The following is a 12,078-nucleotide window of genomic DNA, read 5'->3' on the forward strand; positions in this document are numbered from 1 at the left end:
TCTACGCGAAGCGGTCAGCCATCCAGGGTAGCGCGCGTCTGCAGCGGCGGACGACGGGCCAGAGTGACCTCGGCGTGGAACGGCACGCCGTTGCGCAGTCCCGAAACCTCCACCTTGGCCCCGGGTTTGAGTGCGGCCTCGTGCCGGCGCAGGTCGGCCGGGTCCAGGATGTTGTCGGTGCCGATGCGCAAAAGGATGTCGTGCGGCTGGATGCCTGCCAGCGCTGCCGGGCCGCCCGGATAGACATCGGTCACCTGCGCCCCGCGGGCCGCGGCGGGCAGGCCGCTGTCGGCAGCCACGGGCACGAAGGCGTAGTCGGCGCCGAGCCAGCCGCGCACCACGTGACCGGTGGCGATGATCTGGTCCAGCACGCTCTTGGCGTTACTCACCGGGATCGCGAAGCCGATGCCCTCGGCGTTGGCCTGCCGCCCGATCAGCAGTGTATTGATGCCGACCAGCTCGCCCCGGGCGTTGACCAGCGCGCCACCGGAGTTGCCCAGGTTGATCGCGGCGTCCGTCTGGATGAAGTCTTCCGCGCTGGAGCTGGACAACTGCCGCCCGACCGCACTGACGATGCCCATGGTCACCGTCTGGTTGAGCCCCAGCGGATTGCCGATCGCGAGTACCACGTCGCCGGCACGCAGCGAGTGGCTGTCGGCGATCTTGACCACTGGCAGGTTGCCGGCATCGACCTTGAGCACCGCCAGGTCGGTTTCCTCGTCGGCACCGACCAGGGTGGCCTTGGCGATGCGGCCGTCATAGAGCAGCACCTGGATGTCGTCGGCGTTGGCGATCACGTGGTTGTTGGTCAGCACGTAGCCCTTGTCGCTGACGATCACACCGGAACCGAGCACCTGCTGCGGGCGCTTGTAGGCCGGGCCGGTGGGCAAACCACCGAAAAGCCGTTGCAGCACCGGGTCGTCATACATCTGCACGGCACGGGCGGTGACCATCTTGTTGGCGTAGATGTTCACCACCGAAGGTGCGGCTTTCGCCACGGCGTCGGCATAGGACACGGGGCCGACGCCCAGCCCGGGCGCGGAAACCTGCGTGGCCGCGGCTTGCTGCGTGGTGGCGGAGGCCTGCGGGGCATGCCCCAGGCCGAAGCGGGCACGCAGGCGGTCCCCGCTGCCGGGCCAGAAGAGCCCGACCACGAAGGCGAGCGCGAGTCCCAGGACGACGAAGCGGGTGATAAAGGCGAGCGCGCCGGCGGCGTTCTTCATGGCTTCAATGGTTTGGATGGGGCCGGACGTGGAGGCGCGCAGGGAGGTCGCCTCCCTCGTGTGATTGATTGTACGGGCCAGGCCCTGACGCTACACTAACGCGATTTTTGCGGGCCCCCAAACGGGAGCGCGCATCTCAATGGCATTGCATGTACCGGAGAGCCTGATGGCGAACGAAGTCGTCGATCATGGTCGCCGCCGCTTCCTGACAGCGACCACCTCGGTGGTCGGTGGACTGGGAGTCGTCGCGGCAGCCGTGCCCTTCATCAAGTCCTGGGAGCCGAGCGCCCGCGCCAAGGCCGCTGGTGCGCCGGTCGAGGCCGACATCAGCAAGATCGAGCTGGGTCAGAAGGTCGACTACGCGTGGCGCGGTCTGCCCGTGTTCGTGGTCCGCCGTACCAAGGATCAGCTCGCGGTGTTGCCGACGCTCGCGCCACGCCTGGTCGACCCGAACTCCGAGGTCGAGCAGCAGCCGGCCTACATCAAAGGCCCGGACCGCGCGATCAAGCCCGAATGGCTGGTGGTGATCGGCATCTGCACCCACCTGGGCTGCGTGCCGGAGTTCTTCCCCCAGATCAAGCCCGAACCGTTCGATCCGAACTGGAAGGGTGGCTTCTTCTGCCCCTGCCACAAGTCGCGCTATGACCTTTCCGGCCGCGTCTTCGCCGGCGTGCCCGCACCGAAGAACCTGCAGGTGCCGCCGTACCACTTCGTGGACGACACGCACATCCAGATCGGCGTCGATCCCAAGGAGGCCGGCTGATGGCTAACGTATTCACGCGCATGGGCGACTGGGTCAACGAGCGCGCGCCCAACATGATGCCTGCCTACCGCAAGCACATGACCGAGTACTACGCGCCGAAGAACTTCAACCTCTGGTACTACTTCGGTTCGCTGGCGCTGCTGGTGCTGGTCAACCAGATCGTCACCGGCATCTTCCTCACCATGAACTACAAGACCAGCGCGGCGGAAGCCTTCGCGTCGGTCGAGTACATCATGCGCGACGTGGAGTGGGGCTGGCTAATTCGCTACATGCATTCCACCGGCGCGTCGCTGTTCTTCGTGGTGGTGTTCCTGCACATGTTCCGCGGCCTGATGTATGGCTCGTACAAGAAGCCGCGCGAGCTGGTGTGGCTGCTGGGCATGCTGATCTTCCTGGTGCTGATGGCCGAAGCCTTCATGGGCTACGTGCTGCCGTGGGGCAACATGTCCTTCTGGGGCGCCAAGGTGATCATCTCGTTGTTCGGCACCATCCCGGTCATCGGCGGCACGCTGGTGGAATGGATCATGGGCGACTACCTGCCCGCCGACGCCACGCTCAACCGCTTCTTCGCGCTGCACGTGATCGCGCTGCCGCTGGTGCTGCTGCTGCTGGTCGTGCTGCACATCGCTGCGTTGCACGAGGTGGGTTCCAACAACCCCGACGGTGTCGAGATCAAGAAGGGTCCCAAGGGCAACCGCTGGGATGCGCTCAAGCCCGCCGACGGCATTCCGTTCCACCCGTACTACACGGTGAAGGACCTGGTCGGCGTGGGCTTCTTCCTCCTGATCGCGGCGTTCATCATCTTCTTCGCGCCGACGATGGGTGGCTGGTTCCTGGAGCACGACAACTTTATTCCGGCGAACAACCTGGCCACGCCCGCGCACATCAAGCCGGTGTGGTACTTCACCCCGTTCTACGCGATCCTGCGCATGATCCCGTCGTTCCTGGGGCAGGCCTTCTGGGGCGTGCTGGCGATGTTCGGCGCGATCGCGCTGCTGTTCGCGCTGCCGTGGATCGACGTGGGCAAGGTCAAGTCGATTCGCTATCGCGGTACCGGCTACAAGGTCGCCCTGGGTCTGTTCGTGCTGTCGTTCATCCTGCTCGGCGCGGTCGGCGCCGGCGTCACCGCCGAAGTGATCCCCGAGTGGTTCGGCGACGTCGACGTGACCTTCTGGGAGAACCTGTTCGGTCGCTTCTGGACGCTGGTCTACTTCGGCTATTTCGTGTTCCTGTGGCTGTACACGCGCCTCGGCTGGGAGAGCACCAAGCCGGTTCCGGAACGGGTGACCACGCATGACTAAGCGGCAGCTACTGATGAAGCACATTCTCCTTTCGATGACGCTCGCCCTGAGCCTGCTCGTGGGCAGCACCCAGGCCAACGCCGAAGAAGGCGGCGCGGAGCTGCCGTCCGCCGGCGTGAACCTGCGTGACCAGGCCTCGCTGCAGCGCGGCGCGCGCCTGTTCTTCAACTATTGCGTGGGTTGCCACTCGCTCAAGTACCAGCGTTACTCGCGCATCGCCGAAGACTTGGGCCTGAGCGAGAAAGAGGTGATGGAAAACCTCAACTTCACCGGCGCCAAGTTCGGCGAAACGGTGGTCTCGCACATGCCCGAGGAGCAGGCCAAGACCTGGTTCGGCAAGGCTCCGCCGGACCTGTCGCTGGAAGTCCGTGCCAAGACGGCCGACTGGGTGTATGGCTACCTCAACGGCTTCTATGTCGACCCGAGCCGCCCGGTGGGCTGGAACAACACCGTGTTCCCGAACGCCTCCATGCCGTTCCCGCTGTGGGAGCTGCAGGGAGTGCAGACCGCGGTGAAGAAGCCCGGCAGCGAGGACGTGGAGAAGCTGGAGCTGTCGCAGCCCGGCCGCATGACGCCCGAGCAGTACAAGCAGGCGGCCCGCGACCTGACCAACTTCCTGGCCTACGTCGCCGAGCCGGCCGCGCTGCAGCGTCACGCCTACGGCATCTGGGTGATCCTGTTCCTGGCGTTCTTCACCTTGCTAGCCTACGCACTGAAGAAGGAATACTGGAAGGACGTCCACTAAACCGGACGCCAGCCAGCCTCGGATGCGGCGGCCTCAAGCGCCGCCGCATCGCTTATTCAAGGGGAGAAAAAGCGCATGGTGCAAAGCGCTCGTTCGCGTACCGTACTGACCCTGTACACCACCGCCGACGACATCCAGTGCCATCGCGCGCGTCTGGTGCTGGCGGCCAAGGGCGTCAGCTACGAGCGTGTGCTGGTCGATCCGGCCAAGCCACCGGAAGACCTGCTCGACCTCAATCCCTACGGCACGACGCCGACCCTGGTCGATCGCGACCTGACCCTCTACGACACCGCGGTCGTCTGCGAATACCTGGACGAACGCTATCCGCATCCGCCGCTGATGCCGATCGATCCGCTGTCGCGCGCGCGTCTGCGTCTTGCGACCGTGCGCATCGAGCGCGACTGGTTGCCGGAAGTGGACACCATCCGTGCCGGCGGCCGCCCCGCCGAGGCCGCGCGCAAGCGCCTGCGCGAGAACCTGCTTGCGTCGCTACCGCTGTTCAAGGCTTCCAAGTTTTTCCTGAATCCGGAAATGAGCCTGGTCGATTGCCTGGTCGCACCGGTGGTCTGGCGTTTGCCGTGGCTGGGCGTGGACCTTGGCCGCGAGGGCAAGCCCATCGTCGACTACGGCGAGCGGCTGTTCCACAGCCAGGGCTATGCGCGGAGCCTGACCAACGAAGAGCGGGCGATGAGGCCATGACCGGCGCCGCCCGATGACCGATCGCTCGCCGCCGATGAGTTCCAATCGCCCGTACCTGCTGCGGGCGATCTACGATTGGATCACTGACAACCAGCTGACGCCCTACGTGCTGGTGGACGCCACCATCGAAGGCGTGCGCGTGCCGCCGCAGGTCGTCAAGAACGGCCAGGTGGTGCTCAATCTCGCCATGCGCGCCGTGGCGAACCTGGAATTGGGGAACGACTACATCGGATTCCAGGCACGCTTTTCGGGTGTCAGCCAGGCGATCCGCATTCCGGTGCAGGCGGTGCTCGCTCTGTACGCGCAGGAGAACGGGCAGGGCATGATGTTTCCCACCGAAGACGGCGACACGCCGCCGCCGGCGCCTGGCCCGGAAGATGCCGGCCCTGGACCGTCCGGTGAAGGCCCGGAAAAGCCCAAGCGTTCACCCCATCTGCGGGTGGTTAAATAACTTCCGTCGGAGCCTCTTCGCTCGGGTAGAGGATGAGTGGAGCGTGGGACGATGGCCCCACCGCCCATCCCCTTACTGCTCGATCCGCGGGCGCCGCGGACGGAGCGGAATGACGTTATCCGCCGCCGCCTCCGGGACCGGCCCGCCTGCCTCGTGCAAAGGCGTTCCCAGGCTGGGCAGGCTGACCCCGGCAAGCTGGTCGCCATGCATCCAGAGGCGGCCGTCCAGCCGGTCATCGCCATGCGCGCTGACCTCGAAAGCATAGCCAAGCTCGAGTTGTCGCCTGCCACCAACCCGCCGCCAGCGAAGGTTGCGCAAACCCACGGTCTCATCCAGCAACTGCAGGCCGTGCTGCGCGCATTGCCGTCGTGCCTCGTCCACCGCCCGCTCGCGGGCGCGGGTGAACTTGAGCCACGTGCCGGCCACGGCAGCGAGCGCCAACAGGGCGATCAGATCGGAAACTTGGCTCATGCAGGGAGTGTGTGGGTGCGGCAGGCCGAGGGCAAGGTGGTCCGGTTGGCGGGGAAGGCAATTGCGCGGCGACCGCGGCCATGGCGCGCTCGCGCCCAGGGTGCGCTGCTGCAGTCAGTCGTGAACGTCCCCAACAGCGAACGCGGTCAGCGTCCCAATTGCAGCCGCAGCGACAGGTCGACCGCCCGCACGTGCTTGGTCAATGCGCCCACCGAGATGAAATCCACGCCGGTGCGCGCGTACCCAGCAATGGTTTCCATGTCCACGTTGCCCGATATCTCCAGCGGCACGCGACCCGCGGCAATCGCCACCGCCTCGCTCATCATCGCCAGCGTGAAGTTATCGAGCATGATGCGATCCACGCCGGCGTCGATCGCGCGGCGCAGCTCGTCCAGTGTTTCCACCTCGATTTCCAGCAGCAGCGAGGGATGCAGGCGGCGCGCCCCGGCCACGGCCGGTTCGATCCCGCCGGCCGCCGCGATGTGGTTCTCCTTCACGAGAATCGCGTCGAACAGCCCGATACGGTGGTTGTGGCCACCGCCGCAACGTACCGCGTATTTCTGCGCCACCCGGAGGCCGGGCACGGTCTTGCGGGTGTCGAGCACGCGCACGCCGGTGCCGGCGACCGCTGCCACGTAGCCGGCGGTAGCAGTGGCGGTACCGGAGAGCAGCTGCAGGAAGTTGAGCGCCGAGCGTTCGGCGCTGACCAGGGCGCGTGCGCGCCCGTGCAGATGGCAGATCACGCTGCCCGCGGTTGCGCGCTCGCCATCGCGCACGAACCAATCGATCGTCACATCCGGATCGAGCTTGCGAAAGCAGGCATTGAACCAGGGGATGCCGGCCATGACGGCGTTCTCGCGGCACGTCAGCGAAGCGCTGGCGCGGGCATCGGCAGGGAGCAGGTCGGCGGTGGCGTCGCCAGTGCCGAAGTCTTCGGCAAAGGCGCGTTCGACGTCGTCGTCGATCAGGCGGGCGTCAGGCGGGTCGAGGGGGAGCGCGGCGGGCATGCAGCATCCGTTCGGTGGGAGAGGGCGGCGGGCATGCATGGAGGCCTGCAACAGCTCCGCCAGCCAGCAAGCATAACCGAGCAGGACGGGCCGTTTGCTTGCCACGTCTGTGCAGGAAATCAGTTGTGAGCGATGCCCTTGCGCCCGCGAAGGCCAAGACCTCGCCCACAAGCGGATACCTACGAGCCCTTGGTTATCAGGCCAGGTCGTCCGTGCCGGCGGCCGCAGCCTGGCTCAGGCGGTCGACGATCGCACCCATCGCGCGGTCGAACAGCGGCTCGGACGGCAGGATGCGTGCGCTCCCGGCGGCCAGCGCCGCGGCAAGCTCCTGCGGGGCATAGTCGCCCACCTTCAGGCCGCGCCGGTTGACGAACAGGTAGCGCCCGCTCATCGGGCTGATCCACGACAGCTTGGCACGGGTGACCGCGTCGCCGGTCGGGCAGAACTCCAGCCAGGTGCCTGGCTTGAGTTGCTCGACCTCGATGAGCTCGCCGTTGTCCATGGCGACCGCCGTCGGCTGGTCCTGGACCGGTTCGGGCTCGGCCGGCTCGGTATCGAGCAGCGGCTGGATGCTGTCGGGGATCGGCAGCACCACGTCCTCGGTGGTGCTGTCGGGAGCCACCTCGCCCAACTGCTGCCGGTAGTAGGCATGCAATTGGCCGAGCAGGCGCTCGATGTCGCTTTCCTGGAACGCCACATTGGCCAGGCCGCGGCGCAGCGCCCGCTCGATGCCCGGCAACATGCGCAGCAGGGTGCGGCGATCCTCGGTGGTTTGCACGGGACGGGCGCTGGCGATGAATTCGTTGACGAAGCGCAGCGCGTCGGCGAAGTTCGGCGAATCCTCGCCCTGGCGCAGGATGGTCAGCACCAGGTGGTTGGCCCAGGCGCGCGCCAGAACGCCGTGGATGAGCGGCGGCAGGGTCTGGCTGCCGATGCGGTCCAGGATCTCGCGGGCCGCGCGGCGACGCGCCAGTTCCAGCTTCTCGCGGCCGCGTGCCGATTCGGCCACGCGCTGCTCGGCCAGTTCCGCGCGCTTGCGGCCCTGTTCCTGGAACGCCTGCAACTCGTCACCGAGGCGCTCGAACAGGCCCATGTCGTCGTCGAAGTCGTGCAGGAGCCGTTCGACGATGGATTTGATCTTGTCGAAGACGCGATGGTCGCGGTCGGACTCCTCCGACCAGCCCTTCGCCAGATCGGCCAGGCCGTCGAGCAGGCGACGCGCCGGATGATGGCGATGGGCGAACAACTTGCGGTCGAGGATCGCCGCCTTGAGGTAGGGGATCTGCAGCCGCGCCAGCAGCACCTGCATCTCGGCCGGCAGCGTGCTGTCGGCAAGGATGAACTCGAACAGCATGCCGACCAGATCGATGGTGTCCTCGTCGATCGCCGAAACCTGGCTGGGACGTTCGCCGCGCAGGGCGCCGATCTGCCCCAGCAGCTGTTCCTTCAACTGGGCGACCTCGCGGCCGAGCGCAGCCGGGTCCATCGCCTGCGGGCTCGGCAGGGGACCGGACGCAAGCTGGCTTTGCAGCACGCTGAGCGCGCCGAGCAGTTCGTTCGCCGTGGGAACCGCGAAGGACGCGGCGCCGGGGCCGCCTGCGCCGATGGCCCCGCTGATGGTCACGCCACCGGCCTGGGCCCTGCGCGCGCTGAACAGGGCGCGCACCGTATGCAGCAGTTCGCTGGCCAGTTCGGCTTCCGTATCGGTGTCGCCCGCGGCATCGCCGGCAGCGGCGGCCGCTGTCGCTGCCGTGGCCGCCGGCCCTTCGCCACGCACCACCTCGTGGCGCAGTTGTGGCAGCACGCCGGCGCGCACCAGTTCGGTATTGATTTCCTGGTAGAGCTCTTCCAGTGCCGAGAGCACGTAGCGGTCGAACAGCTTGTAGATGATCAGCTTGACGCGCATCTCCGCGGCAAGCTCGCGCATCGCCTGGCGGAACGCCTGCGCCAGCGCGGCGGGCGCCACCGGATTGGTGCTGTCCTCGATCTTGATGCCGCCGCAGATGACCGACAGTCGCTGGTTCACCGCGAACAGGTCGCGCGCCAGGCGCGACTCGTTCTTTGCCGTCATGCTGGTGATGGCGAGCGATTCCTCCAGCTCGTTCTCGGCCACCAGGGACAGCTCGACCGGCGCGGACGACGGGCCGGCCGCCGGCGCGGGTGCAGGACGCGTGGTAATGCTGGTCAGCTCGCGGCTCACCTGGGCCAGGAAGCTGCGCTCGACCATCGGTCGACGCTTGCGCACCTCGCGCATGCCGTCGAAGTAATGCATCTGCGCGGCGTTGTTCTCGGCCTTCTCGGCCAGGTCGAACAGCGCGTCGTCGACCTGCTCGAACATGTTGCCCAGAAGAAGCTGGAGGCGGCGGCCGGCGATGCTGCGCACGGCGCCGAGCAGGTCGCCCACGCGCTCAGCCGACTCCTGCCGCTGGCTCAGGCTGACGACCTTGTTAGGCTCATTGGCTTCTTTCATCGCCACACCCCTGAAGCATCCCTTGCCGACGACCACGGCCGCCTCGGCCACGTGAGATTCGACCTTAAGCGAGGAAACGTGAACGAGTCATGCACTGGCGTACACATTAGTCCACGCCATGTGTAAAAGGATGGCGCCGTTCACTTTTTCGAAAGGTCGCTTCAGGCAGTCGCGGGAAAGTCCTTCAACTGGACCGTGCCGATGCCCTCTTCGGGCAGCATGACCGGGATCCCATCGTCGACCCGGTAGACCACCTTGCGGTCGACCGTGATGAGACCTTCGCCCAGACGCTCCTGCACGCGAGCGCCGGCGACCGTGTCGACTTCGCCACGCTCGATCGCGGTATTGATCGCCTCCAGCTCGCCGCGCGCAAGCTGGCGAACGGGCGTCTTGCTGACAGGGCAGCACAGGATGTCGAGCAGGCGCTTGTCCATGGCGGTGGGGTGTCGTGCGGAAAGCCCGTACAATAGCCCTTTTGGGATGGCAGAACCATGACTTCGACCGCCAAGCCGGCCCGCGTGGGCGTGGTGATGGGTTCCCGTTCGGACTGGGAAACCATGGAGCACGCCGCCGCCGTTCTTGACCAGCTGGGCGTGCCGCACGAGGTACGCGTGGTGTCCGCCCATCGCACCCCGGACCTGCTGTTCCGCTACGCCGAGGAAGCGACCGGCCGCGGCATCGAGGTGATCATCGCCGGCGCCGGCGGAGCCGCCCATCTGCCGGGCATGCTGGCGGCCAAGACGCGGCTGCCGGTGTTGGGCGTGCCGGTGCAGTCCAAGGCGCTCAACGGCATGGATTCGCTGCTTTCCATCGCGCAAATGCCAGCCGGCATCCCGGTCGGCACCCTGGCGATCGGTCGTGCAGGCGCGGTGAACGCCGGCCTGTTCGCCGCTTCGGTCCTAGCGCTGCACGATGCGGACATCGCGCAGGCGCTGGACGCCTATCGCGCGAACCAGACGCAGGGCGTGCTCGACCAGCCGGACCCGCGCGCATGAGCGAGCGCCGCCAACCCGTACTGGGCATCCTTGGCGGCGGCCAGCTGGCGCGCATGCTGGCGCTCGCCGGCGCCCCGCTGGGCGTCAAGACGCTGGTGGTCGACAGCGCGGGGGATGCCTGCGCGGGCCAGGTCGCGCCGCTGGTGGTGGCCGACTGGAACGACTACGTCGCGCTGGAGCGGTTTGCTTCCATGGTCGACGTGGTGACCTTCGATTTCGAGAACGTGCCCGCCGAGACGGCGCGCTGGCTCGCCGAACGCGTGGCTGTTTCGCCAGTGCCTAGTGCGCTGGCCGTCGCGCAGGACAGGCTGGCCGAGAAGACGCTCTTTCGCGAATGCGGATTGGACACGCCTGCGTTCGTAGCCGTGGATACCCGCGACGATCTCGACCGCGCGATCGCCGAGGTCGGCGCGCCGGCCATCCTCAAGACCCGTCGTCTTGGCTACGACGGCAAGGGACAGTTCCGCCTGAAGACCCCGGCCGATGCCGCCGCCGCCTGGGCCGCCCTGGGCGCGCAGGGCGCCGCGCACGGGTTGATCCTGGAGGCCTTCGTGCCGTTCGAGCGAGAGCTCTCGGTCATCGCCGTGCGCAGCCGCGAAGGTGATTTCCGCACCTGGCCGCTGACGCGCAACTGGCACACCGACGGCGTGCTCAGCCTCAGCCTGGCGCCGGCGCCGGACATCGACGAACTGCAGCAGCGCGCCACCGCGCTGGCCCGCACGCTGGCCGAGCGGCTGGATTACGTGGGCGTGTTCGCACTGGAGCTGTTCGTCAAGGACGGCCAACTGTTGGGCAACGAGATGGCCCCGCGCGTTCACAACTCCGGGCACTGGACCATCGAAGGTGCGCACACCAGCCAGTTCGAGAATCACGTGCGCGCCGTGCTCGGCATGCCGCTGGGCGATACCGGGGCGCGCGGGTTGTCGTGCATGTTCAACTGGATCGGCGAACTGCCCGATCCCGCGCCGGTGCTGACTGCGATCGATGGGCACTGGCATGACTACGGCAAGCAGGCGCGTCCGGGCCGCAAGGTGGGGCATGCCACGGTGTGCGCGCCGGATGCGGCAACGCTGGTCGAGCGGGTCGGTGGCATCGCCCGGACCCTGGGACGAGACGATCAGGCTGAGCCTGTCCTGCAATTGCTGGGCTGATCAATCAATAGGGCTTCAGCCCATCGCCTCGGTCAGGCAGGCTGGAACCCACATTCCAGGGCAAAGAAAAAGCGGAGCCGGAGCTCCGCTTTTTTTTAAGACCAGAAAGACGCCGATCAGGCCATGTTGCTGGCCGCGAATTCCCAGTTCACCACGTTCCAGAAGTTTTCCAGGTACTTCGGGCGGGCGTTGCGGTAGTCGATGTAATAGGCGTGTTCCCACACGTCGCAGGTGAACAGCGGCTTGTCGCTGCCGGTGATCGGCGTGCCGGCGTTGGAGGTGTTGACGATGCCCAGCGAGCCGTCCGGACGCTGCACCAGCCAGGTCCAGCCCGAACCGAAGTTGCCCGCGCCCATCTTGGCGAACTCTTCCTTGAACTTCTCGACCGAGCCGAACGCCTTGTTGATCGCGTCGGCCAGCTTGCCGCTCGGCTCGCCACCGCCGTTGGGCTTCATCGAGTTCCAGTAGAAGGTGTGGTTCCAGGTCTGCGCGGCATTGTTGAACACGCCGCCGGAGGACTTGCGGACGATCTCCTCGAGCTCCATCCCCTCGAACTCGGTGCCCGCGATCAGCTTGTTGAGGTTGGTCACGTAAGCGGCGTGGTGCTTGTCGTGATGGAACTCCAGCGTCTCGGCGGAGATGTGCGGCTCCAGCGCGTTCTTTTCATAAGGCAGGGGGGGAAGTTCGATCGCCATGAGGGACTCCTTGGGCTTGCGGCTAAGGGGAGCCGGGCAGGCTTGCCGGGCGGCAGGCCGTGCGCGACTGATACACTTGTGGTCCTGCACGCATTGTAGAACCCCCG

At 66.7% G+C, this 12,078-nt stretch carries 13 protein-coding genes; 7 read left to right on the top strand and 6 right to left on the bottom strand.

What is annotated here, in order from left to right; all coding sequences use genetic code 11:
• Positions 1 to 14: 14 nt before the first annotated feature.
• A complete protein-coding gene (locus tag LQ772_RS04560; RefSeq protein ID WP_231324434.1) occupies positions 15 to 1,223 on the bottom strand; it encodes a S1C family serine protease in 1,209 nt (402 codons plus the stop codon).
• Positions 1,224 to 1,389: 166 nt separating this feature from the next.
• Between LQ772_RS04560 and petA the strand changes: the two genes are divergently transcribed.
• The 5 genes from petA to LQ772_RS04585 all read left to right on the top strand — a co-directional run bounded on the left by petA (position 1,390) and on the right by LQ772_RS04585 (position 5,182).
• Positions 1,390 to 1,986: a ubiquinol-cytochrome c reductase iron-sulfur subunit gene (gene petA, locus LQ772_RS04565; protein ID WP_231324436.1), complete on the top strand. Its 597-nt coding sequence runs from the start codon at positions 1,390 to 1,392 to the stop codon at positions 1,984 to 1,986.
• Complete coding sequence (locus LQ772_RS04570) at positions 1,986 to 3,287, top strand: cytochrome b (RefSeq protein WP_231324437.1); 1,302 nt, start codon at positions 1,986 to 1,988, stop codon at positions 3,285 to 3,287. Before petA ends, LQ772_RS04570 begins: the two co-directional genes overlap by 1 nt.
• Before the next feature lie 13 nt (positions 3,288 to 3,300).
• On the top strand, positions 3,301 to 4,032 hold the full coding sequence (locus tag LQ772_RS04575) for a cytochrome c1 (protein WP_231324439.1): 732 nt from the start codon (positions 3,301 to 3,303) through the stop codon (positions 4,030 to 4,032).
• Positions 4,033 to 4,107: 75 nt separating this feature from the next.
• On the top strand, positions 4,108 to 4,731 hold the full coding sequence (locus tag LQ772_RS04580) for a glutathione S-transferase N-terminal domain-containing protein (RefSeq protein WP_231324441.1): 624 nt from the start codon (positions 4,108 to 4,110) through the stop codon (positions 4,729 to 4,731).
• A gap of 34 nt (positions 4,732 to 4,765) precedes the next feature.
• Positions 4,766 to 5,182, top strand: a complete 417-nt coding sequence (locus tag LQ772_RS04585) for a ClpXP protease specificity-enhancing factor (RefSeq protein ID WP_425600836.1) — start codon at positions 4,766 to 4,768, stop codon at positions 5,180 to 5,182.
• 72 nt (positions 5,183 to 5,254) lie between these two features.
• On the opposite strand, the gene LQ772_RS04590 is transcribed toward LQ772_RS04585, so the two are convergent.
• The 4 genes from LQ772_RS04590 to LQ772_RS04605 form a co-directional block, all read right to left on the bottom strand.
• Positions 5,255 to 5,653 (bottom strand): DUF3301 domain-containing protein, encoded by a 399-nt coding sequence (locus LQ772_RS04590; protein ID WP_231324444.1) that lies wholly within the window; start codon positions 5,651 to 5,653, stop codon positions 5,255 to 5,257.
• A 146-nt stretch (positions 5,654 to 5,799) separates the two neighbouring features.
• A complete protein-coding gene (nadC, locus tag LQ772_RS04595; protein WP_231324446.1) occupies positions 5,800 to 6,660 on the bottom strand; it encodes a carboxylating nicotinate-nucleotide diphosphorylase in 861 nt (286 codons plus the stop codon).
• A 196-nt stretch (positions 6,661 to 6,856) separates the two neighbouring features.
• Positions 6,857 to 9,130: a DUF1631 domain-containing protein gene (locus tag LQ772_RS04600; protein ID WP_231324447.1), complete on the bottom strand. Its 2,274-nt coding sequence runs from the start codon at positions 9,128 to 9,130 to the stop codon at positions 6,857 to 6,859.
• Positions 9,131 to 9,291: 161 nt separating this feature from the next.
• Complete coding sequence (locus tag LQ772_RS04605) at positions 9,292 to 9,564, bottom strand: Trm112 family protein (RefSeq protein ID WP_231324449.1); 273 nt, start codon at positions 9,562 to 9,564, stop codon at positions 9,292 to 9,294.
• Positions 9,565 to 9,621: 57 nt separating this feature from the next.
• Between LQ772_RS04605 and purE the strand changes: the two genes are divergently transcribed.
• Complete coding sequence (gene purE / locus LQ772_RS04610) at positions 9,622 to 10,125, top strand: 5-(carboxyamino)imidazole ribonucleotide mutase (protein ID WP_231324451.1); 504 nt, start codon at positions 9,622 to 9,624, stop codon at positions 10,123 to 10,125.
• Positions 10,122 to 11,276, top strand: a complete 1,155-nt coding sequence (locus LQ772_RS04615) for a 5-(carboxyamino)imidazole ribonucleotide synthase (protein WP_231324453.1) — start codon at positions 10,122 to 10,124, stop codon at positions 11,274 to 11,276. Before purE ends, LQ772_RS04615 begins: the two co-directional genes overlap by 4 nt.
• Positions 11,277 to 11,392: 116 nt before the next feature.
• Here LQ772_RS04615 and LQ772_RS04620 read toward each other — a convergent pair whose 3' ends face one another.
• Positions 11,393 to 11,971: a superoxide dismutase gene (locus tag LQ772_RS04620; RefSeq protein ID WP_231324455.1), complete on the bottom strand. Its 579-nt coding sequence runs from the start codon at positions 11,969 to 11,971 to the stop codon at positions 11,393 to 11,395.
• Positions 11,972 to 12,078: the final 107 nt, after the last annotated feature.

It is taken from the genome of Frateuria edaphi (genome assembly GCF_021117405.1).
In the GTDB taxonomy this organism is placed as follows: domain Bacteria; phylum Pseudomonadota; class Gammaproteobacteria; order Xanthomonadales; family Rhodanobacteraceae; genus Frateuria_A; species Frateuria_A edaphi.